Raw genomic sequence first — 22,034 nt, 5'->3', positions numbered from 1 at the left:
GATCTTATTATATGTTTTTGAAGGCATCAAAGAAGTTGTTAACTTCTTTTGCAGTTTCACGATTGCCGGCAACTGAATTATTTTTATCGAGTTTAAGAATTTTATTCATCTCTTCACTTGATAAATTAAAATCAAAGATATTCATATTTTCTTTCATTCTAGCGATATGTGTTGTTTTAGGAATTGAAGCAATTCCCCTTTGAAACAACCACCGTAAAATAATTTGCCCAACACTTTTGCCATGAGACTCAGCGATTTTGTTCAAAGTATCGTCCTTGAATACATTGAACTTTCCAGCCGCAAATGGTGACCAAGCGACTTGGACAATATTTTCTGAATTCAAATATTCTAGTTCTTCTGTACGTTGGTAGAACGGATGTGTTTCTAAATAATTAACTTGAGGTTTGATCTTATTAAAATGAACAAAATCAGCCATACGATCTTGACGGAAGTTATCTACTCCTAGTGCCCTGATTTTTCCTGCCTGATATAATTCTTCCATAGCTCTCCAGGCACCATAGTAATCATTATATGGTTGATGAATTATATATAAATCCAAATAGTCTAGGCCTAATAATTTTAATGATTTCTCAAAAGCATTCTTAGTATCATTATAATTAGCATCAGTAACCCACAGCTTTGTGGCAATGAATAATTCTTCACGAGGTATACCAGAACGCTTGATTCCACGTCCGACTGCACCCTCATTCTGATAAGCTGTTGCTGTATCTATGTATCTGTAACCGGCCTTTAATGCTTGATAGACAGTTTTCTCACATTCGTTTGGATCATCTATTCTAAAAACACCAAGACCTTGCATTGGCATTTTTACACCATTATTTAATGTGATATATTCCGTTGACTTTCCCCTTAATATTTTGTGACTATAAATTTTTATTTGTTCCACCTCGTTGTTACTAACTTTATGAGTCTTATTCTATGATCTTGATAGTTTTTTTGAAGATCATTAGATAGATATGCTAATATTCATTCAACGTTTACTACTACTTATTGAAATAAAAAGAGCTCAACTGATTCTAATGACTAATGAGGCTGCTAAGAGCCTTTAATTTATTTTATATACTCTTGTCAACAATAATAAGGGACTTGATAGCTGTACGTTTATCCATTGCTTCATATGCGTCTTGAATTTCATCAAGTGTAAATCTTTTAGTAAAGACTTTTCCGGGGTTAATCTTGCCACTCAAAACAGCATCTAATAAAACATTCTTATCATCAGTTGTTACTGAGGCAATTCCACCACGTAAACCAATATTTCTAAAGAATAATTCATTTGTATTCATTTCAGACTTTTGAGGTACACCTACACGACCAACAACCGCGCCGGGACGACCTACTTTAACAGCCGTATCAACTGATTGTTCTGTTCCGACGCATTCAAGGACAGCATCGGCCCCTGTACCAGTTAATTCCATAACTTTTTCAACTGCCTCATCACCACGTTCAGGAATGATGTCCGTCGCACCAAATTCTTTAGCTAGTTCTTGTCTATCTTCATGACGACTCATAGCGATAATTCTCTTAGTACCAAGCAAATGAGCTGAAAGAACACCACTCAAACCAACGGCACCATCACCCATAACCACGACGGTATCACCTTTTTTAACTTCAGCACTAGTTGCGGCGTGGAAACCAGTAGCCATAACATCAGCTAAGGCCAAAAAGTTGTTAAGCATATCATCAGAGTAATCTTCAGGTTGACCAGGAATCTTAACTAAAGCCCAGTTAGCATTAACAAATCTCAAGTATTCACCTTGATAACCTTCATTGCCACCAGCTTCTTGATTCAAACAATCACCATCAAAACCTGCTAGACAAGCAGCACAGTGACCACAGCCGTGTGTAAATGGAGCAATAACAAAATCCCCAACTTTAACATCTTTTACTTCTGAACCGACGGATTCGATAATACCGATAGCCTCATGCCCCACGGTCGAGCCTGATTCACGCTTTGAAATACCACGATACCACCAAAGATCAGATCCACAGACACAAGCACGAACAATTTTAATAATTGCATCGGTTGGTTCTTGAATTTCTGGCTTATCGTATTCTCTTACTTCTACTTTTCCTGGTTCTACAAAGGTTGCTGCTTTCATATTTAATATTCTCCATTTTTATTATTTTTGATATGGTTTTAATAAAGAAACCAATTCTAATTCACAAAAATCATGAATTATTTTATCTGGATCTTTTTGTTCATTTACAGTCCAACTAAAAATCACTCCATTGACATATGTCAAAATAAAGTCGGCTAAATGTTTAACTGGGGTATTTGGAGACAATTTATTATTATTTACTAGGCCTTGAATCAACTTAACTAATGATAATAAATCATAATCCAGTTTTGTCTTATCATCATTAGGAATAATAATAAATTGAATCCACGTCTTAACTCTAATAACACCCACTCTAGTAATAATATTTACATATTGTTTCAAATAATATCCAATACTTTCTACAGCCGAATGATCATGTGCCAAAGTATCGATTTTTTGATTAATCTCTGAAAAGTGTTTTTTTCCAAGATCATTAATAATGTCGTTCTTCTTCTTGTAATAATTATAGAAAGTACCTTTTGCAATTCCAGAAGCCTTGGTTATATCCGCCACGGAAACATTTTGATAACCATATTTCTGAATCAAATTATCCGTTGTTTCCAATAACCTATTCTTAATTGCAATCGCATTGTCTTCTCTTTTTCCCATATTTATTCTTCAATTCTATTAGATTTATTTCAATACTAACAAAACTACAAAGTTCTGACATATCTTACTTTTCAAAAGTATTAATCCATTGCTCAATTTTCTCATCCGCTTGATCCACCATATTACCATTTACCATCAGTAATGGTTCAAACAGATTATTAGAGCTACCCTTTTGTTTAACAATTCTTTCCATAATATCAATACTGTCTCCTCTTCCAAAACCACCCTGAGTTTCAAAGGGAGCAATTACTTTACCTGATAGTTTTGAACCATATTTCAACAGAAACGCCTTCATCGGTTGGCTCAATGTCATAGCCCAGGTCTGATATCCTAAAAATACAGTATGATATTGATCAAGCTTGGGTAATTCCATATTCAGTTCTGGAGGAATGTTATTCTCTCGTTCAAAATTAGCTCGAGATCTGGTTTTTAAATAATCAGCTGGATAAGGTTCCTTTAAGGTTATTTGCAAAATATCACTATTAGTAATAGACGCTATCTTGCTTGCCAATAACTCAGTTGATCCTGAACGTGACCAATAAATTACGATACTTTTAGCATCTTGAGTCAATTTTTTAACTGTTCCTCCACTCTGAGTGTCACTACCGTCTGAGGGTGTATAACGTCCACCTTCCCAAATCGCATTGTTTTTTCTTAATAACTGATTAGCGTAAATATTCTTATTATTAATTTTACCTACTATTGGACCTAAGCTTGATCGCATATATTTTCTCCTTTCTTTTATCTATCCCCTTGTTTTGATTTAAACGATGATTTAGCTAACACAATTACCGCTACTAGTAATAATATAATTGTCGTTAACATAATATAATGAATCCCGTTATACAAAATTTTTCTCATTGAAGGTAATAGTATTTTAGGTAATTGACCAGCAGTTTGAGAATTAGTTAATTTATTCATCATATGCATCGTAATTTTTCCATCACTTTGTTTAATACCTTTAAATAAATAGTGATTAAGAATTACACCATATATTGAGGACATAAATGTTTGGGCCAATATTCTAACTAAATATGCAAACGATGTTGCTACTGGAACGTCTTGTGTTTCTGCATCCTCTTGAACTGCAATCTGTAGGACGTTAAACGACAATCCTAATCCCAAACCTTCAAGAGCTCCCATTACCAATAAGAAAACAATACTAGTATTCACATTAGCAATCGACATACCTATAAAGCTGATTAAAAATGCGGCTGTTCCCAATCCAACAATTCCATTTTTACCTAATTTATTCTGATAAATTGGACCTATTTCTGAACCGATAAAATTAGTTATTGAACCAGGTATTTGTGTCATTCCCCCAATTAACGCACTTAATCCAAGAATTCCCTGAGCCCACATAGGAATATAAATATTGAAAGCTACAAATGATCCCCATAATAAAGCAAATAAAGAAAAATCTACCATCAGTTCCTTATTCTTAAACAATCGATCAGGAAGAATTGGATCACTAACTTTCTTTTCAACAAATGTTAAAGCTATTAATAAGCCAATACCAACTATTAATAAAACTCCTATTAACCAAGAACTCATTGAACCAATGAATTGGATACCAGTAAGAATAATCACTAATCCTAAAACCATTAATACTGCTCCTAAGTAATCAATATCTTTCTTATTTAATTTCTCAGGAATATTGAAAAATATTAGAACCAATAAAATTGAAATAATAGCTATTGGAATATTAATTAAAAATACCCAATGCCAACTTAATACTTCAACTAGCCAACCACCAACTAATGGACCCACAATAGATGCTGTACTAAAGCTTGCCGTTGCTATACCAATAACCTGTCCACAACGTTTTATATTTTTAAACATTTGGGCATAGATAATGAACGGAATAGTATTCATTCCACCTGCACCAATCCCCATCAATCCACGTGCAATGATAAATAAAATAATATTTGGAGAAATTGCTTGTAACAGGGCCCCAATACCAAATAAGGCCGTTCCAGTTACATAAGCAACTTTATTTCCTTTTCTTTCACCAAACTTACTCCAAAGTGGTGTAGATACCGCCATTCCTAATAAAAAAATAGCAATAATCCATCCCATGAATTGTAATCCATGGAGGTCACTAATAATTGCTGGTAATACTGTATTAACAATTGTGCCGTCAAGTCCTACCATGGCATTTGACATAAGTAAGGCAAGAGTAACTAGTATTTTCCTATTTCTACTCAAAATATCTCCTTTTCAAAAATGACCAATGGTCATCTTTTAACCGAAATAAACTTTATTCTTTATAACTGTTAAACCAATTTTTTAATTTAGAAGCTTCTTCTTTTTCCGAACTGTAAGAAGTCATTCTTAATCCCTTTTCTATTTTTAATTTTCCTCCGAATTTTTTAAAATCATCTTCATAGTTCTGATCACTACCAACACTTGTATAAAACGGAATAACTGTACCCTTGAATTCAGATATTTGTTCTAATAATGATCGAACTGGTGTAGAAACTAATCCACTCCATACGGGACCACCAATCAGTATTAGATCATAACCCTTTAAATCAGGTATTTTATTCATTAATGTTGGCAAATCATCTAACTCTCTCTGTTTCTTTGCAAGATCCGATGTCTCATTTATATTGTCAGAAAAAGTACCATTAGCCACCTTTAATTCCACTAGATCGCCATCAGTAACTTTTTGCATCAAGTTAGCTGCCTGAGCCGTTGTGCCTGACCAAGAATAATATAGAATCATTGTTTTCATAATTTTGTACCTCTGTAATTAATTTACGTATTTATTCTATGTCTTAGCAAATCATTTGAAAATTACTAGATGTATATGCTAGTATGCAAGTGGCGTATACTAAGAGGTGTTATTAATGATTGATAATTACTTATTGGAAGAACTCGTAACGTTTAAAGAATACGGAACTTTGGCCGCAACTGCAGAACATTTGATGGTTACTCAACCGACCGTTACACGAGGAATGCAAAAGTTAGAAGAAGAATTAGATGTCGAAATCTTTGACCGTCAACCTAATCGTATTTCACTAACCAAAACCGGTGAATTGGCAGCCAAGGAAGCTCAAAAGGTCATTGATCAAAACAACAGCTTTATTGATACCATACAAAAGTACGACTATAACCATAAGAACATCCGAATTGGTGCTGTTGCTCCGGGTCCTTTAATGCTGTTGCATCATTTGGATTCAAAACTACCTAACCAGAATATTGCTTTGGTTGATAAACTATTAGAACCTGAATCAGTTACTGAAGAATTATTGAATCATAATTATTCCCTTATCCTAACTAATCAAGAAATTATGACTGACAAAATTGAATCACGTTACATAGGAGCTGAAAAACTATCCGTGAATTTAAATCAATTTACTCTATTAGCTAATAAAAAATCGGTTTCTTTCGATGATTTGAAGGGACTAAGTTTCATTGTTATTTCTGATATTGGTATTTGGAAGAAAATCACTGAAGATCGTATTCCGGATGCAAAATTTTTATATCAGGATCAGCAAGAGGCTTTTCGCGAGATCACAAAATATTCTGACTTTCCTTATTTCACCACTAATATTTCTAAACTTAATCGAGACAGAAACTTTGAAGATAATGATCAGGTCAATGTTCCTATTAGCGACGAAGCAAGCAATGTAGATTTTTATGCAGCTTATTTAAAAACTCAAAAAAAGAACATCATTGCTGTTTTACAAACTATGAGTGATGCTTGGAGCAAATATTTAGACTAAAAAGATATCAATATCGACGACTTACTTAATGGTAATAAAAATTTTTTTGACTCATTCTTTTTTTATTCATGATGTACTTTCAAAACACCAATTGAAAAGATCATCGCAATCAATACTAAAACTGAAATCCAAATGATAGCATGATTGTATGAAACAATTGGCTGGACGTACTGACTTGTCAAGGTGACTATGATTGATAATCCAACTGAACCACCGATTTGATGTGCTGTATTAACAACACCGGAAGCTGAACCGCTCATTTCAGGAGTTGTATTAGCTACACCTGAAACTGTCAAGGGACTAAGAACTAACCCTTGACCAATTCCGATAACAACCATTGGCAAAGCGATTGCCGAGATATAACCTGATTGAACACCAATGATAGCTGAAGCAGTCGTTCCGATAAGAGTAATGACCATTCCACTCATCAAAAGTTTAGAATTACTAACCTTCAGTGACAAACGTGTCAAAACAGTTGCCATCAAGAATTGTGGAATCGTTTCAGGCAAAAATCCTAGGGCTGCTTGTAAAGGACTGAATCCATAAACACGTTGCATAGCTAAAGGAGTTAAGAAAAAATATGATAGTGCAAACCCTACATAAGCGAATCTAGCTAGATAAGCAAAACTTCTCTCTGGGTCTTTAAATAGAGTCAATGGCATGATAGGTTCTTTAGCACGTGTTTCTTGCCAAACAAACAATACCAAACTGATTACGGCGATTACTAAAGCCCCAAAACGATAAATCGTTCCATCAATACTATAGACTAATGCCGAGATACCAAATACTGACCAGACCGTACCCCATATATCGATTTTTTCACTGTAAGTTTTTTCAGATTCCAAATACTTTAATGATAGAAGAAACATTGCAATACCAATTGGGAAATTGAGGAAGAAACCCCAGCGCCATGAGAAGTAACTAGTAATAATACCACCAATAACCAATCCAAAGCTGGCACCCAAACCACCAGTTGCACCATAATAAGCAATTGCTTTGGTACGCATATTATCGGTATAGTTATCCATTAATAAAGCTAAGGTACTAGGGGCCAAAATTGATGAGCCAATGCCTTGAATAGCACGCATTGAAATAATCATTGCGGCATTAGTTGATAATCCAACAAATAATGAACTAATACTAAAAATAACTAGCCCAACTAAAAAGACTTGCTTTCTACCAAAGACATCTCCTGCTTTACCAGAGAAAAGTAATAAACCACCAAATGTTAAAGCATATGCATTCGTAATCCATGATAATACTTGAGTATTAAGTGACAGATCAGTTGCAATTTTAGCTGTACTTGTAAAGATAATTGAATTGTCCAAGAGAATCATAAAGTATGTTAACAGAATGATTGGTAAAGCAATTCCAAATTTTTGTTTATTCAAGATTTAACCTTCTTAATTTATTTTTTTTAACCATTTAATAAACCTCTGTTCAGTCTGTAGTGCGTGCGTATCTTCGACTGTGTAGTTGTTTAAAATTATTGTAGAATCCGGTGTTAGTTGATGTAATAAGTCCTGTGTATCACCAGATCCATAACCAGCATTCGTTGAGAATGAAGCTAGTCTTTTATCGGCTAATCGTGAACCATATTTTTCCAAGAAAGTGCGCATAGGGTTAGCCAACGTCATTGCCCAAATTGGATGACCTAACAAAATCGTGTCATATTTTGATAAATCAGGAATTTTTCCTTCTAATGTAGGCCAATCATGATTCTCACGTTCTTGCGTTGCTCGATTAACAGTTGTTTGATAGTCGGACGGATAAGGATTCGTGATGACTAGTTCATAAACATCCGTCTTGAGAATTTTTTGTGCTAGCCTAACTTGTTTCTCAGTATTACCACTTCTTGAGAAATAAATGATTATTGTTTTGTTTCCTTCTAAAATTCTAGTTGGTGCTTGGTTCTCATTAGTATCTTTGCCATCTGAAACGGCTCCACGTCCCATTGTTATCATATGCGTCCTCCTAATTATGACTTCAAGTCACTTTTTGCTTAAAAGAAAAACTTAGACCTTAGTCAAAGTTTTAATTGAGATACTCATTCATTAAAGCTGTTAATTGCAAATCACAAAAGGTTTTAATATCCTTCACTGGATCAACCGTATTCGGAGAAATACACCAACTGAGGACGATTCCGTAAACTTCCGTCATCAACAGCTTTGCCAAATCATTGATTGGAGTTTTATTTGAAAGCTTTTGTTCGGCAGATAACTTTTCTAGCAACTGTTGCAAAGAATCCAAATCAAATTCCCATTTTTTATAATTTTTCGGATCAACAATATAGCGTATCCATTGCCGAGCCATTTTATCTCCTGACTTAACGACAATTTGCAAATAATTTATTAAATATTTGCGAATAGCATCTTCCGGTTCTAAACCACCGAGTTCAGGAATCAGATTGTTCAAACTAGAAAGATGATTTTGGCTCAATGCCAAAGTGATATCCTCCTTCTTTTTGAAGTAGTTGTAAAAGGTCCCTTTAGCTACCCCACTAGCCTTAGTAATATCCTCAACTGACATCTTTTCGTAACCCTTAGTCCTAATTAATTTGTCAGCCGTCGCAATTAGTTTTTTTCTGGTGGCTTCAGCTGCCACCTGTCTATTTGTCATTTATCTCACCACACTATTTTTATTACGTAGAAAACTATAATTCTTTAATGACCTGAAGTCAATGACTTCGGGTCATATTTTTAAACTTTCAAAATCTGTTAAATTCTTAGTAAACTGGACGATTTTCACCTTGAGTATTCACATCTGACCATCTTGTAGTTCCAACGTCCAAATTCACCGGGAACTTCGTTGTACAATCCTAAAAAATTAGATTCAACTTATTAATTCTCCTAATAATTTGATTTTTATGTTTCTGCTTTGATTTATGAGTACATTATATATTCGTTTATTTGACTTGAAAATTACTAGATTGACATGCTGCTATACGCTATACGTATAGTATTCTTTACTAGAAACATGATAATGATCGTTAACTCTTTGATACTAAATGTTACATTAAAAAAAGTGTTGATTTTATAAAATATGGAAGGTATCCATACAATGAATCAACACTTTTGATTAATACTGACTAATAATTAAATTTCACATTACCCAATTGCTTAACTGTTTCAGGATTGCTCATATTGCCAAACAAACTAACACCTTCATCCAATGAGTTCATCTGTTCCATCTCTTTAGCAGATAACTCAAAATCAAAAATCTGTGAGTTTTCAATAATTCTAGATTCATGAACAGACTTAGGAATAACAACAATATTACGTTGGTTTAACCATCTCAAAATTACTTGACCATTTGTTTTACCATGGTTATCAGCAATTTTCTTGATTGTAGGGTTAGTAAAGATACCTTGTTTCCCTTCAGCAAATGGTCCCCAAGCCTCTGGTACAATATCATTATCTAATAACCATTGAACACGTTCTGGTTGGGCAAAGAATGGATGTAATTCAATTTGATCAACTGCTGGTTTGATTTCATTGTGCATCATCAAATCTTGTAATCTATCATTTTCAAAATTAGCTACACCAATAGATTTTAATTTTCCCGTTTTATAGGCATCTTCCATTGCTCGCCATGAACCATAAACATCGCCAAGTGGTTGATGAATTAAATATAGGTCAATATAATCCAAACCTAATCTTTTTAGTGAAGCATCAATAGCTTTTTGAGTATTTTCATAACCTGCATCTTGTACCCAAAGTTTAGTTGTTACAAAGATCTCTTCTCGATTAATACCACTTTCTCTGATGGCATCCCCCACAGCACCTTCATTCAAATAAGCTGCTGCAGTATCGATCAAATGATAACCATTTTTAAGTGCTTGTAAAACGGCCCGTTTACATTCATCGTAATCAGGAATTTGGAATACTCCAAATCCTAAAGTCGGCATTTCAATGCCATTGTTTAATGTGATTTTTTTATCCATATTTTTCTCCTAGTTTTCGTTTATTCCTACACTGGATCTATTATCTAATGTGGTATTTTCGCTTAATTTAACAACATAGTCAGCAATACTGTTTCTAGAAACATCATGTCCACCAAATGGTTCCCCTTTTTGCGTAATTTCATAATTAACAGGGCCGTTGGTATACCAACCAGGACGAATGATTGTATAGTTCAAGTCTGATTGTTCAATTAAATCTGCAGCTTCTCTGAATGGTCTTAAGATACTATTGCTATAGGGCTCAGGAGAATTACCTAACCAAGAAGGAATCTCTTGATAGATACCCATTGTTGTAATGAATACTAATCTTTGAACATTTTCTTGATCCATTACCTTTACAATATGCTTGGCAAATGTCTTCATATCACCACTTAAAGCCACAAAAATGAAATCCTGATTTTTTACTGCCAGTGCCAATTCAGTATCGTTTGTTACGCTTCCTGAAATAGACTTTTCCCTAGAATTATCTAATTTTAATCTATTGGCTCGTCTGGAAAATAACGTTAACTGAGCATCTGTTTCTCTTAAAAACATCTGTCTTACTGCATTGCCAATTGAACCGGTTGCTCCAATAATTAATACATTTTTCATAATAATATCTTCAAGTAATTTATTTAATATCTTCTGTATGCCAGATAAAGTTTGAATTACGTTCGGAAATCAACCACTTACCATCGACTTTTTGATACTTATCTTGGTATCTAACGCCCTCTTTAGTTGTAACTGTCTTATTTTCGTCGTTATTTTTGACAAGCACAACATAGTTATAGGCAACGCCATTAGCATGAGTTTCATCTACAAAATTAACTGTTTGTTGACCACTCATGTGAAATACGGCTGAATATTCGTCCATTGATGAACTGAAGGCATTAAAAATTTCTTTTCTTCCATTAAGAGTGAAACTGATTTTGCCATCATTAATAATGTTTACAACACCATCTTCAGTGAAGAGTGCTACCTGTTTATCGTTTTCCTTTGTATCTGAGTAATTTGAAAATAAATCTACTAGTTCCTTTAATTCAATACGGTCTGAAATTTCTTGTGTGTTCATAATATAAATACTCCTTAATTTTTAATAATTCTTGTTTACAAGTCCCATTATGGGGGCTCGACAGATATAAAAAAATGGTCAATATTTTTTAATTAGTTACTTATGCCACTGTTTTTATAAATGCGTGGTAATAAATTCTATCTAAGTTGTTTTTCTGGTTCTTTTCTTGTGAGATTGATGATAATAGCAACCACTACTAGGACAAATCCAATCAACATAATGGTATGGAGACTATTAAAGAGAATTGTTCTTAGTTGTGGTAGTAAATCTTGAGGTAAGGTCTTAGCAGAAGATGCATCAGTTAATTTATTGATCATTCGACTTGTTATTTTTCCTCCAACTTGACTGGCCGTACTAATACTCAAAATAGCTCCAAAAATAGCTGACATAAATGTTTGACCTAAAGTACGGAATAATAATCCAAAAGTTGTAGAAACACTGATCAATTCTTTTCTAACTCCATCCTGCAATGACACTTGCATCGGCGTAAAAGACAATCCCATACCAAATCCTTCAAAAGCACCACTAATTAATAACCACCAGTATGGAGAATATTGTGTCGCCATAATCATTGCTAATGCAGAAATGAAAATACTAATACTACCTATTATTACTATTCTTTTGTAAGAAATTTTTGGCATTAGTCTTGCTGTAAAACGTGTTCCTAACAGTAATAGAACTGATCCACCTATTTGAGTTAGACCTCCGTAAGTTGCATTAGTTCCAAGTAATCCTTGAGACCACATTGGAGCATAAACGCTATATCCAATAAAGAATCCATTAATCAAGAACATAATGACGTTTTGTGACTGAATTCTCCAATTCCTTAGTAGTTCAGTTGGAACTAGTGGGTTCTTCTTTGATGCTTCAATTCGATAGAAAATAACCATCAGAATTAAACCAACAATTAATAAGATCACAGCCCTAGTCATACTTGAAGCAATAGAATCACTAGCAAACAACAGAACTATTAAAGTAAGGATTAACATTCCTGAGCCTAAATAATCAAAGGACTTATCAATAGTTTCAGTTCTATTTTCTTGATAGGTAAGCTGCAACATCAATAGAGAAATAATTCCAATTGGCAAATTAATAAAGAAAACCCAATGCCATGATAGTGCATCGACTAACCAACCACCGATAAGTGGTCCAACTACAGTTGAAAGTGTATATGAAGCAGTTACCCAACCTAAGGCTCTTGCACGCTCTGAAGGATTTGGATAAATATCCGCGTAAATAATGAACGGAATAGAAACCATCCCACCGGCACCAATTCCCATGAAGGCTCTAGCAACAATCAACATTATCATGTTTGTCGACATGCCTCCGACTACGGAACTAATAACAAATAACATTAATGAAATTTGAAAAGTGAGTTTTTTCCCGATTATTTCACCAACTCGTCCCCATAAAACAGTGGTGACAGCAGTTCCTAATAGAAAAATCGAACTAATCCAACCAATCAATCTGATCCCGTTTAAATCACTAGTGATTGCTGGTAAAGCAGTGTTAACGATTGTGGCGTCTAAACCACCCATAAAATTAGCAATCAATAATGCGATTGTCGCGATTGCCATTCTTCTCTTTGTCATAAGTTTCCTCCCCTAATACATCTCGGCCTGTGATTTAATGATTTGCCACTGACCACTATTATTTTTTGTTAATTCGGTTCTTGATTGAAGGGGCCAAGTATTACGAAAGCCATAAATTCTAGCATCTAGTTCATTTCTCGAAATCACTAAAGCATTATCTCCATCTACTTCAACCTGCATTAACTTCTCTTTACTATTGAAGTAGTGCATTCTACCGATCTTAATTTGTTTCAACCATTCATCTTTGCTCTGGACAGCTCCGGTTATATGAATAAACTTTGCATCTGATGCAATTACTTTATTCAGAATATCTAAGTTACCATTGACCATACTTGATACTTGTTGTCGAACAACTGTCGCTACTTTTTCTTCTTCACTAATTTTTGTTGTCATAATTAATGCCTCGTTCCTTTGCGATGAGTTCATTATGCAACGACTGATGATTCCAAAAAATGGGCAATGTTTTCCAATTAGTGACATAAGTAACCCTTTCAACAAAAAGGTGTCATAAAATCACGAATTATTGAAATTTTGGTAAAAAAAACAGACGTCTCTACAAATCAACGTCTGTTTTCTATTTATTCATTTTTAAAAAATTATCGACTCCACCTTGCATTAAGGCAATTGTTGCATCAATGACATCATCTATTGGTTCTTTTTTACCATTATCAACCCACTGTTTGTAGACGCTAATTCCAGTCTGTTCTACATATCTTAATAAGATTTGTTTTTTCCAATCGTCAAGTAAATTAAACTCTTTGGACTGTCCCCAAGTTGGATTCATTACATTGTCGATCATCTGTTTACGAATACCTACATATCCACCTACAGAGCTGGAAGTGATTTTATCATAGGCTTCGTCCTGTTTAGCAGAATATATAAAGAAGGCACGAACACTTTTAGCTAGGTCTCTAGGGTATTGAAAATTTTCAATCTCTTTTAAGTATTCCTTAGCATATTGGGCTTGCATTTCAGCTAGCAAATCATCAAGTGTTGGGTAGTATCTATAGAATGTTTTTTTATTGATTTGTGCTAACTCCGACAATTCCTTGACAGTAATTTTTTGATATTCTTTTTCGCAAATCAGCTTTTCAAATGCTTTATATATGCTTGAAATTGTTCTTTGAACACGTAGATCTTCATAACCAGTTAATTTCATTTGGTCCCCCCACTTACTGTTATTTCAAATAAAAACCAACACGTAGTATTTTATCTTTTACAATTTATTATTATATACGTTTTATTAATTTCTGATGATTAAAGCGTGTTGGGCGAACCGGAAATTTTGTTCCTTAAAAAAAAATAAGCAATCAAAACTTAAATGTTCTGATCGCCTATTTGTCATTGTTAATTTAATGATAATTGATTTTGTTGAATCCAAGCATTGGTACCAATACGGTACATCTTAACGTTGGTTGTAGGATTAGTAGCTCTGCGATCAACAATCCATGAAGAACCAGATGCTACTGTGTATCCATCATAAGCCCCACTGTCGTTGTAAACTTTGGCAGTAGTTGTAGCTGTAACAGTTGTTCCGGATAAGAACTTAGCCCATGGTAGAGCATCGTCAGCAGCAACAAATCCGTTAGTACATACATGATAGAAGAAGTTACCATCAATAATTGCAATAATATCTGAAGCCCATGAAGTATCAGGTCCTAAGGCAAGATCAACACGTTTATTACCATTACGATCGTAAATAGGTGTCATCTTATTCTTAGTAGTTACGCCACCTCTTATATCAGCTACAGCATAGTTGTCACGGTTAGCATAATCAGCATTTGTACGACCGGCATCGGCAATATCATACTTAGAAACGTTGGAATAGTCATTTTCATTAGTTAAGTAGTATGAATAAATATCTGAGGCATTGTACTTACTATGAGCTGCTTGATCATTACCCATTTCTTGAGAAAAGTAAACCATACCATCAGAACCGACACTTACACCGATACCAACATAGTTGATATATGGATTAAGCATGTTCTTTCTGTGACCATAATTAGGTTCTGGATCGTACATTTCACTATAAAACTCATGTGTAATCTTTTGAGCAATAGTGGTTGGATCAGATGTACCTAACATTGAATATGGCATTTGAGCAATATTCTCTTCGGCATCCAAGTAATATGGATACATGTTAGCTGAATTCCAGCCGGCATGATTATCCACCCCTGTACTTGTGAAACCATCAGTTCTTGATTGAGCATAATTGTTCAATGCTGTTACAGGACTTAAAGTTGATAGACCATTTTGTGCACGTAGACGATTTAACTCATTCAACATAGCAGTCTTAACGGCAACGATATCAATACTATTGTAAGTCGATTGCGTTTTGGCAGTCGCTGTAGAAGCAGTTGTAGTGTCGTTGTTAGTTGCATTTGTTGTATCATTAGATGGTGTCTTAGTTGCCGGATTAACAACCTGATTGTTTGTATCACTATTGTTATTTGTAGCAGTTGATACACTTGTACCAGTATCAGTAGTTGTAGTGTCACTGTTAGTTGCAGTAGTGCTTGTTACAGAAGTATTATTGCTGGCATCAGCTGATGTTGTGTCAGCATAAACAATATTTCCTCCCAGACTAGTTGCAAGTAATGCACTTGCGGCTACTAAAATAGCTGCCCTCTTTGTTTTAGAAAACATGATACTCCCCTTTTCCTTGTGAAAATAATGGTTACACTCATTTTAACTCAATGAAAGCATTTATAAAGCATTATTTATAATAAATATTTTATATTATTTCGGTAAAATAAAAAAGCCATATGGCTTTTAGTTATGCTTTATCAAAATCCTTGATCCAAGCAATGGCCAATGCATCTTTACCTAAATGAGCACCGATGACAGGTCCAAAGTATGAACGATCTAGTGTAATATCAGGGTATTTCTCATGTAATTCGCTTGCCCATTGATCCCCGTCACTTTTATCGTCAGCATCGATTACTAACAGACGTAGAGGATATGGGGCATCATTCATAGCCGCAGCTAACTTTTCTTCAGCTTTTAACTTGGCTTTTTTCATGGAACGAACTTTATCATAAGCAACAATTTTATGAGAATCATCGTCAAATTCTAGTAATGGTTTAATATTTAACATGGTTCCAATAACAGCAGAAGTATTTGATAATCTTCCACCTTTAACTAAGTTCTTTAAATCGTTTACCACAAACGATTCACCAATAGAGCTTCTTAAATCATCAAGACGTTCAAGAATTTCACTAAGTGGTTTATCTTCCTGAGCCATTTTAGCTGCCTCTTGAGCTAAGTAGCCCATTAGGCGTACAGTGATATGGGAATCATAAACGACAACATTGATATTATCAATTGTTTGAGCGGCACTCTTGAGATTGTTAACAAATCCCGAAATAGTGCTTGCCAAATGAATCGAAATTACGGTATCATAGCCTTCTTTAGCCAGCTTATCGTACACGTTCATCATTTCACCAATTGAAGGTTGAGCCGTTGAGGGTAATTCTGGTGATTCATGTAAGAGTTTGTAGAATTGAGATGTAGTAATATCAATATCTTCACGGTATGTTTTAGTATTAAATACTACCTCTATCGGCACAACTGTTATATTATATTTATCGACTGTTTCTTGTGGCAAATAAGATGTACTATCTGTTACAATGGCTATTTTCATAAATTATCAATTCCTTGTTTGGTTACGTATAATGATTGTATAACCATTAGATTATATCATATTCAATCAGGTTTATATTTGTTACACTGCAAAAGTTTCAGAATTTATCATGTAATATAGAGAGGAAGTCAAATATGTCCTTTGACGGAATGTTTACCCATGTGATGGTAAACGAATTGAATCAGAACCTCCGCGGCGGTAGAATTGCTAAAATTCAACAACCGTTCGCTAACGAATTGATTCTTACAATTAGAAGTAATCGCAAGAATCAACAATTGTTATTATCTGCTCATCCCTCATACGCAAGAGTTCAGATTACAGGTCAGCCATTTGCTAATCCTGCTAAACCCTCAACTTTTGTTATGTCATTAAGAAAGTATATCACTAGTGCTATCGTTCAAGACTTCAAGCAATTGAATAATGATCGTATCGTAATCGTAGATTTAAGTGCAAAAAATGAATTAGGCGATATTCATGAATATCGGTTGATTACCGAAATTATGAGTCGACACAGTAATATTTTCCTTGTAAACAAAGAAAATGGAAAAATAATCGACCTAATTAAACGTGTTTCTCCAGAAAATAATAGTTTCCGAGGACTCCTTCCCGGGGACGATTATAAGTTACCGCCTGCACAGAATAAAATCAATCCATTTTCAACGAAAAATGAAAATCTTCAAGATTTATCAGCCGCTGATATTCGTCAAAAATACGAAGGTATAGGCTTAGATACTTCACAAGAGTTAGAAAAGTTTGCGGAAACAGGTAAAACTTTAGATGACTTCATAGATTTGTATGAAAATCATTTAGCACCTAACACAGCCAATTCTAATGACAAACATAAATTAGGCTTCTTCCCAATTACTTTTGGTAATACCACGACAGAAGTTAACGCTTATGCGAGTCTAAGTGATCTTTTGGATAATTACTATCTGGACAAAGCTCGGGTAGATCGAATCGAACAACAAACTAAGAGTATCACTCACCGTTTGGATATCATTTTGAAGAAAGATAAATCCAAGATTAAGAAATTGAATAAACAGTTATCACAAACTGATGTGATGGCTAAGTACAATCTTTATGGTGAATTGTTGACGACATATATGTCACAAGTTAAACGTGGTTCCAGTTCAATTGTTTTGACTAACTATTATAATAATGAAGAAGTTAAAATTAAATTGAATCCAGAGTACTCCCCTTCTGACAATGCTCAACATTATTATAAAAAATATCGTAAACTTCAAAACTCTATTCCTCATGTTCAAGAACAGTTGGATATCACTACAAATGAAGTTAACTATTTGGAATCAGTTTTGGCATCCCTTGAATATGTAGATATTGAAGATGTTGACGGTATCGTTGATGAATTGATTGATTCAGGTTATATAAAAAAGAAGCGTCGTAATGCTCGTAAGAAACGTAAGAAGCATGTTGGCGAAGATTTTCAATCATCAATGGGTGTTGATATTACCGTTGGTAAGAACAATATCGAAAATGATCAATTGACAATGAAATTATCACAGAAGAATCATTATTGGTTCCACGTCAAAGACATTCCTGGTTCACATGTTATTTTGAAAACAAGTGATCCAGATGAACAGTCAATTACTGAAGCAGCAACGATTGCGGCTTATTATTCTAAGGCTCGTGATTCAAGCAAGGTTCCAGTTGATTATGTCAAAATCAAGAATATTCGTAAACCTAATGGTGCCAAGCCAGGTTATGTTATTTTTGAAGGTCAAAAGACGATCTTAGTTGATCCTGACCGTCAGTTAGTAGCTGATTTAAAAGTTAAATAAAGTAAAAAAGATCGATAACTCAATTTTTAAGTTATCGATCTTTTTTTATCCCAAATTCTTTAATTCGTCTTCCATTTCTTCTTTATTTAACAATTTATAACGCTTATCGTCAATTGTTAGAAGATATTGTTCATCAAAATTATTGAACATTTCCTCAAGTGATAAATTGTCACCAATTTTATTACCAAGTAATAATTTAACCAATGTATCAATAACATGAACAGAACTTGCTAACTCATGTCGAATAATGTCATTAGTCATGCCACGATACTTTTTAGTTACTAACCAGTGATCCTTTTGCTTAATCAGTTCAAAATTATAAATTGCTACTTGATTTTCATCTTCAAGCTCTTGGGCAATCAATTGAGAAAACTCATTATAGTTTTCAGGTGTCATGAAGTTGTTAACGGAACTAACTTCATAAAGATGGTTATTCTTCTTAGTTCGGTAAATTACCGATGGCACTAGGAAGTTCTCACCGTCAGAAACCACCATTACTCTGGCAGAAGTATCAGCTTGAAGATCAATATTTTTAATCTCCTGAGCACTAAACTGAAATGCCCGCTTATCATCGTTATCAATTAAATTCTTTGATAAATCGATAATGTTTAAAATACTATCATTAGGAATTAACTCTAAAGATTTCATTTCCATGTAAGGATCATCAATTTCAACAATTTTTCGACGAATAGCTAACGGTGCATTCCAAGGCTCACGACCAATAATGATAGGCTCCAATCCATTCTGGTCAATTGACTTAGCTAATTGAAACAAAACAAATTGTCTGATAGTTGTATCAGTTTTTGAAGTAATTATTGGTGTGCGTACAATAATTTTTTTGCGGTCGCTTAACTTCAATTCATTGTTGATACCGGCAGTAACAAAGTAATTGTGATTAGGATAATCTTTATTAGCCACAGATATAGAAGTTTTATTTTTTACAACTGATTTAGTAACAATATCAGAACTATCTAATAGTAGCTTACTGTGTCCTACTCCTTTGACACCCATCTCTACCATACGTTCAACATTATGACCATCAATTTCGCCTTCACGGATAATAAGACTGTTATCAATAATGTTTTGTAAAGCCGTTAAATATGGCATATTGATGCCAGTAATTTCTGATAAAACTGGTTTTTCAAAGTTACGACGCATGGCTTCCATTAGAACATCTAACATCCAATTGGTAGGATGAATAATCTTTTCAAATAACTCGTCATCGTCTAACTTGCGTAATTGTTCATAGCGGTCAAAGTTATTATTTAACTTATCATTAAGTGCTCCCTTATTGAGAACCTCCTCGAGACTAAAACCATTGACAATGATACTGGAATTAGATGTCTTGCTAGGGCCTAAATACTTTTGACCAGGGGTATTCCACTGTGGGAAGCGTGAAGTAATGTGATCGACAAATGGTTCAGTTGCTCCATTAAAGAAATTACCTGCATCAAGTTGTAGTTTATCCAAATGGAAACCAACACAAAGTTCCGCTACGGCAGTAGCAACGGGATAACTTGTTGCATATTCTAAAAATTTAGTTTCTTCACTTAAACGAGGAATGAATTCTGTAATATAGCATTCATTAGTAGCGTGGTTATAAGCAAAATGGACCGTACAAACACCAACGATATTAAAAACTCGAGCTAGTTTAATTGAGTAATTTCTTAAACGTTGCAATTTTGAATCATTTAAAGAAATTGCTGGGGAAATTAGATTTGAGTCCAGATGATGAATACCTATTGGTTCGATATCCTCAATTGTACCAACTAAGGATGAGTTGTCGAAACTATCTCGCAAAATAGTAAAGGAATATTCACTGAATCCTCGAATACTTCTTTCAATTTCAATTTTGCTATCTTCTAAATCATCTAAGGCCATGAAATTATCTAGTTCAAAAAGATTATTGATATTAGTCCAACCACTTGAATGACGATTAGAATAGCGCCTTCTAGCAATAATTGGAAAACCGATTGAACGAATGAAGCTATATATTTCTTTTTCGTCATCTGAAGAAATAAAATTAATAACTGGTAATTTGGCTTTGTTTAAACGTTTAATAAATAAGTCACGCTTGAAAGTGGCCAAAGAAGAGGCATAATTAGCTCCTAAAATCTTAGTACTACCGATCTTACCATTTAAACTAGAAACGATTCCTAAGGCGTTACGGTCCCCAACAGTAGGTAAAATAGCATCGGGATGATATTTCTGAACAAATTTAAGTACATTATCACCACTGACTTTTTCAACAATCGTTTTGTCAAAGAAGGTTCCCGAGGAAAGTAATGACGTTGGATCTTCAACAATGATTGAAGTTTTATATCCTAATTGATGCAAAATATCGACTGTATCATAAAGCGCAGTTGATAAATCAACATTTTTATCGCTAATAGTTGGGCCGATGATTAGAATCGTATGTACTTCATTTAATTCCATTGACTTCCAGCCCCCTCTTGTTGTTTCACTGAATCAATTAAATCGATAAACTCATCGAAGACATAATAACCGTCGGTTGGTCCTGGTGCGGCTTCTGGCTCAAATAGTACACCCATGATTGGTAGATACTCATGACGAATTCCCTCAATAGTTCCATCGGCAACACAAATGTTGGTAACGATAAAATCAGATGAACCAATGTATTTTTGATCCAAAGTGTAGGAATGATTGTGATTGACAAAATCAATTTTGCCACTGGCAACTTCTTTAACAGCTAAGGACGATTCGTGATGTGGGGTTGTTAATTTCTCTATTTGGCAATCATTAGCTAAGGCTATTAATAGATTACCGAGACCAATTCCCAAGATTGGATATTTTTTTTGTAAAATTTGAATATTCTTAATGACATTAGGCAAATCCTGTGGATTACCTGGTCCATTAGAATAGATAATACCATCAGGATGTAAGTTCTCAATTTCCTTTGCCGTGGAATTGTAATTAACAATAATTGAATTACAGTCACGATAGGACAATTGACGTAAGATAGAGTACTTGAGTCCTAAATCGACAATAACAATTTTTCGTCCCATGTTGGGATTTGGATATGACTGGCGAGTAGAAACTCTTTTGACTAAATCAGGTGGTAAAACTAAAGCTTTGATTTGATCAATGGCGTGCTCATCATGAGTATCCATAATACTGGCTTTCATTTCACCATGTTCAGCAATGTGTCTCGACAAAGCTCTAACATCGACGTTCTTGATACCAGGTATTCTCAAACTAGTAATCCAATTTTCAAATGAAACCGAATCATCAACCGTTGAGATACTTGATGAACCAATAACAACGCCCTTACACTGTGAATTGATAGATTCATAAAAATCTCGGTTAATTCCTGAGCTACCAACAGAAGGAATTGTGAAAGCAATAATTTGACCCTCGGCATTAGGATCGGTTACGGATTGTTCAATTCCAGTACGATTATTTGATATTACCAATTGTCCCGTGGTAATGATAGAAGATCCGAATCCTTCTCCAGGAAACACAGTTCCGTCTTCTAAAATTAAATAACGTTTCATTCTTCAGCAACTC

At 34.4% G+C, this 22,034-nt stretch carries 21 protein-coding genes; 2 read left to right on the top strand and 19 right to left on the bottom strand.

The window, feature by feature from the left end; all coding sequences use genetic code 11:
• Positions 1-7 precede the first annotated feature (7 nt).
• From LKACC16343_RS01455 to LKACC16343_RS01430, 6 genes are all read right to left on the bottom strand, one after another.
• The gene (locus LKACC16343_RS01455) at positions 8-826 is read right to left on the bottom strand and encodes an aldo/keto reductase (protein WP_056952475.1); all 819 of its coding nucleotides are present in this window, start codon (positions 824-826) and stop codon (positions 8-10) included.
• Between the two features lie 250 nt (positions 827-1,076).
• Positions 1,077-2,120: a zinc-dependent alcohol dehydrogenase family protein gene (locus LKACC16343_RS01450; RefSeq protein ID WP_056952476.1), complete on the bottom strand. Its 1,044-nt coding sequence runs from the start codon at positions 2,118-2,120 to the stop codon at positions 1,077-1,079.
• 21 nt (positions 2,121-2,141) lie between these two features.
• On the bottom strand, positions 2,142-2,729 hold the full coding sequence (locus LKACC16343_RS01445) for a TetR/AcrR family transcriptional regulator (RefSeq protein WP_056952478.1): 588 nt from the start codon (positions 2,727-2,729) through the stop codon (positions 2,142-2,144).
• 64 nt (positions 2,730-2,793) lie between these two features.
• Positions 2,794-3,453: a flavodoxin family protein gene (locus LKACC16343_RS01440; RefSeq protein WP_056952480.1), complete on the bottom strand. Its 660-nt coding sequence runs from the start codon at positions 3,451-3,453 to the stop codon at positions 2,794-2,796.
• Between the two features lie 17 nt (positions 3,454-3,470).
• On the bottom strand, positions 3,471-4,937 hold the full coding sequence (locus LKACC16343_RS01435) for an MFS transporter (protein WP_056952482.1): 1,467 nt from the start codon (positions 4,935-4,937) through the stop codon (positions 3,471-3,473).
• 52 nt (positions 4,938-4,989) lie between these two features.
• Entirely contained in the window at positions 4,990-5,466 is a 477-nt protein-coding gene (locus LKACC16343_RS01430; protein WP_056952484.1) for a flavodoxin, read from the bottom strand.
• A 115-nt stretch (positions 5,467-5,581) separates the two neighbouring features.
• On the opposite strand from LKACC16343_RS01430, the gene LKACC16343_RS01425 reads away from it, so the two are divergent.
• Positions 5,582-6,460 carry a LysR family transcriptional regulator gene (locus tag LKACC16343_RS01425; protein WP_056952486.1) on the top strand — a complete coding sequence of 293 codons (879 nt, stop codon included), beginning with the start codon at positions 5,582-5,584 and terminating at the stop codon, positions 6,458-6,460.
• Between the two features lie 62 nt (positions 6,461-6,522).
• On the opposite strand, the gene LKACC16343_RS01420 is transcribed toward LKACC16343_RS01425, so the two are convergent.
• From LKACC16343_RS01420 to LKACC16343_RS01370, 11 genes are all read right to left on the bottom strand, one after another.
• Positions 6,523-7,851 (bottom strand): MFS transporter, encoded by a 1,329-nt coding sequence (locus LKACC16343_RS01420; RefSeq protein ID WP_082604528.1) that lies wholly within the window; start codon positions 7,849-7,851, stop codon positions 6,523-6,525.
• Between the two features lie 12 nt (positions 7,852-7,863).
• Entirely contained in the window at positions 7,864-8,424 is a 561-nt protein-coding gene (locus tag LKACC16343_RS01415; protein WP_056952488.1) for a flavodoxin, read from the bottom strand.
• Positions 8,425-8,494: 70 nt separating this feature from the next.
• Positions 8,495-9,079: a TetR/AcrR family transcriptional regulator gene (locus LKACC16343_RS01410; protein WP_056952490.1), complete on the bottom strand. Its 585-nt coding sequence runs from the start codon at positions 9,077-9,079 to the stop codon at positions 8,495-8,497.
• Positions 9,080-9,548: 469 nt separating this feature from the next.
• On the bottom strand, positions 9,549-10,403 hold the full coding sequence (locus LKACC16343_RS01405) for an aldo/keto reductase (protein WP_056952492.1): 855 nt from the start codon (positions 10,401-10,403) through the stop codon (positions 9,549-9,551).
• A 9-nt stretch (positions 10,404-10,412) separates the two neighbouring features.
• Positions 10,413-11,012, bottom strand: a complete 600-nt coding sequence (locus LKACC16343_RS01400; protein ID WP_056952494.1) for an NAD(P)H-binding protein — start codon at positions 11,010-11,012, stop codon at positions 10,413-10,415.
• Between the two features lie 19 nt (positions 11,013-11,031).
• Entirely contained in the window at positions 11,032-11,472 is a 441-nt protein-coding gene (locus tag LKACC16343_RS01395) for a nuclear transport factor 2 family protein (RefSeq protein ID WP_234032564.1), read from the bottom strand.
• A gap of 137 nt (positions 11,473-11,609) precedes the next feature.
• On the bottom strand, positions 11,610-13,064 hold the full coding sequence (locus tag LKACC16343_RS01390; RefSeq protein WP_056952498.1) for an MFS transporter: 1,455 nt from the start codon (positions 13,062-13,064) through the stop codon (positions 11,610-11,612).
• Positions 13,065-13,076: 12 nt separating this feature from the next.
• Positions 13,077-13,457 (bottom strand): nuclear transport factor 2 family protein, encoded by a 381-nt coding sequence (locus LKACC16343_RS01385; RefSeq protein ID WP_056952501.1) that lies wholly within the window; start codon positions 13,455-13,457, stop codon positions 13,077-13,079.
• Between the two features lie 181 nt (positions 13,458-13,638).
• Positions 13,639-14,223, bottom strand: coding sequence for a TetR/AcrR family transcriptional regulator (locus LKACC16343_RS01380; protein ID WP_056952503.1), 585 nt, complete (start codon positions 14,221-14,223; stop codon positions 13,639-13,641).
• Positions 14,224-14,411: 188 nt separating this feature from the next.
• The gene (locus LKACC16343_RS01375) at positions 14,412-15,710 is read right to left on the bottom strand and encodes a CAP domain-containing protein (protein ID WP_056952505.1); all 1,299 of its coding nucleotides are present in this window, start codon (positions 15,708-15,710) and stop codon (positions 14,412-14,414) included.
• 130 nt (positions 15,711-15,840) lie between these two features.
• Positions 15,841-16,707: a DegV family protein gene (locus tag LKACC16343_RS01370; RefSeq protein ID WP_056952507.1), complete on the bottom strand. Its 867-nt coding sequence runs from the start codon at positions 16,705-16,707 to the stop codon at positions 15,841-15,843.
• A gap of 134 nt (positions 16,708-16,841) precedes the next feature.
• On the opposite strand from LKACC16343_RS01370, the gene LKACC16343_RS01365 reads away from it, so the two are divergent.
• Complete coding sequence (locus LKACC16343_RS01365) at positions 16,842-18,506, top strand: Rqc2 family fibronectin-binding protein (RefSeq protein WP_056952509.1); 1,665 nt, start codon at positions 16,842-16,844, stop codon at positions 18,504-18,506.
• A gap of 45 nt (positions 18,507-18,551) precedes the next feature.
• Here the strand turns inward: LKACC16343_RS01365 and LKACC16343_RS01360 are convergent, their stop codons facing one another.
• Both LKACC16343_RS01360 and LKACC16343_RS01355 read right to left on the bottom strand, forming a co-directional pair.
• Entirely contained in the window at positions 18,552-20,942 is a 2,391-nt protein-coding gene (locus LKACC16343_RS01360; RefSeq protein ID WP_056952511.1) for an ATP-binding protein, read from the bottom strand.
• Positions 20,933-22,021 carry a carbamoyl phosphate synthase small subunit gene (locus LKACC16343_RS01355; protein WP_056952513.1) on the bottom strand — a complete coding sequence of 363 codons (1,089 nt, stop codon included), beginning with the start codon at positions 22,019-22,021 and terminating at the stop codon, positions 20,933-20,935. Before LKACC16343_RS01355 ends, LKACC16343_RS01360 begins: the two co-directional genes overlap by 10 nt.
• Positions 22,022-22,034 lie beyond the last annotated feature (13 nt).

It is taken from the genome of Companilactobacillus bobalius (genome assembly GCF_002179915.1).
GTDB classification, from domain to species: Bacteria; Bacillota; Bacilli; order Lactobacillales; family Lactobacillaceae; genus Companilactobacillus; species Companilactobacillus bobalius.
The sequence above is the reverse complement of the archived record's forward strand: the minus strand, read 5'-3'. Positions and strand labels throughout refer to the sequence as shown.

Bases quoted from the DNA above. Each gene is read 5' to 3' on its own strand.
- LKACC16343_RS01440 (WP_056952480.1), bottom strand. From the start codon at position 3,453: ATGCGATCAAGCTTAGGTCCAATAGTAGGTAAAATTAATAATAAGAAT.
- LKACC16343_RS01395 (WP_234032564.1), bottom strand. From the start codon at position 11,472: ATGAACACACAAGAAATTTCAGACCGTATTGAATTAAAGGAACTAGTA.
- LKACC16343_RS01365 (WP_056952509.1), top strand. From the start codon at position 16,842: ATGTCCTTTGACGGAATGTTTACCCATGTGATGGTAAACGAATTGAAT.
- LKACC16343_RS01455 (WP_056952475.1), bottom strand. From the start codon at position 826: ATGCCAATGCAAGGTCTTGGTGTTTTTAGAATAGATGATCCAAACGAA.
- LKACC16343_RS01385 (WP_056952501.1), bottom strand. From the start codon at position 13,457: ATGACAACAAAAATTAGTGAAGAAGAAAAAGTAGCGACAGTTGTTCGA.
- LKACC16343_RS01425 (WP_056952486.1), top strand. From the start codon at position 5,582: ATGATTGATAATTACTTATTGGAAGAACTCGTAACGTTTAAAGAATAC.
- LKACC16343_RS01410 (WP_056952490.1), bottom strand. From the start codon at position 9,079: ATGACAAATAGACAGGTGGCAGCTGAAGCCACCAGAAAAAAACTAATT.
- LKACC16343_RS01400 (WP_056952494.1), bottom strand. From the start codon at position 11,012: ATGAAAAATGTATTAATTATTGGAGCAACCGGTTCAATTGGCAATGCA.
- LKACC16343_RS01360 (WP_056952511.1), bottom strand. From the start codon at position 20,942: ATGGAATTAAATGAAGTACATACGATTCTAATCATCGGCCCAACTATT.
- LKACC16343_RS01370 (WP_056952507.1), bottom strand. From the start codon at position 16,707: ATGAAAATAGCCATTGTAACAGATAGTACATCTTATTTGCCACAAGAA.
- LKACC16343_RS01355 (WP_056952513.1), bottom strand. From the start codon at position 22,021: ATGAAACGTTATTTAATTTTAGAAGACGGAACTGTGTTTCCTGGAGAA.
- LKACC16343_RS01415 (WP_056952488.1), bottom strand. From the start codon at position 8,424: ATGATAACAATGGGACGTGGAGCCGTTTCAGATGGCAAAGATACTAAT.
- LKACC16343_RS01445 (WP_056952478.1), bottom strand. From the start codon at position 2,729: ATGGGAAAAAGAGAAGACAATGCGATTGCAATTAAGAATAGGTTATTG.
- LKACC16343_RS01430 (WP_056952484.1), bottom strand. From the start codon at position 5,466: ATGAAAACAATGATTCTATATTATTCTTGGTCAGGCACAACGGCTCAG.
- LKACC16343_RS01380 (WP_056952503.1), bottom strand. From the start codon at position 14,223: ATGAAATTAACTGGTTATGAAGATCTACGTGTTCAAAGAACAATTTCA.
- LKACC16343_RS01450 (WP_056952476.1), bottom strand. From the start codon at position 2,120: ATGAAAGCAGCAACCTTTGTAGAACCAGGAAAAGTAGAAGTAAGAGAA.
- LKACC16343_RS01375 (WP_056952505.1), bottom strand. From the start codon at position 15,710: ATGTTTTCTAAAACAAAGAGGGCAGCTATTTTAGTAGCCGCAAGTGCA.
- LKACC16343_RS01405 (WP_056952492.1), bottom strand. From the start codon at position 10,403: ATGGATAAAAAAATCACATTAAACAATGGCATTGAAATGCCGACTTTA.
- LKACC16343_RS01390 (WP_056952498.1), bottom strand. From the start codon at position 13,064: ATGACAAAGAGAAGAATGGCAATCGCGACAATCGCATTATTGATTGCT.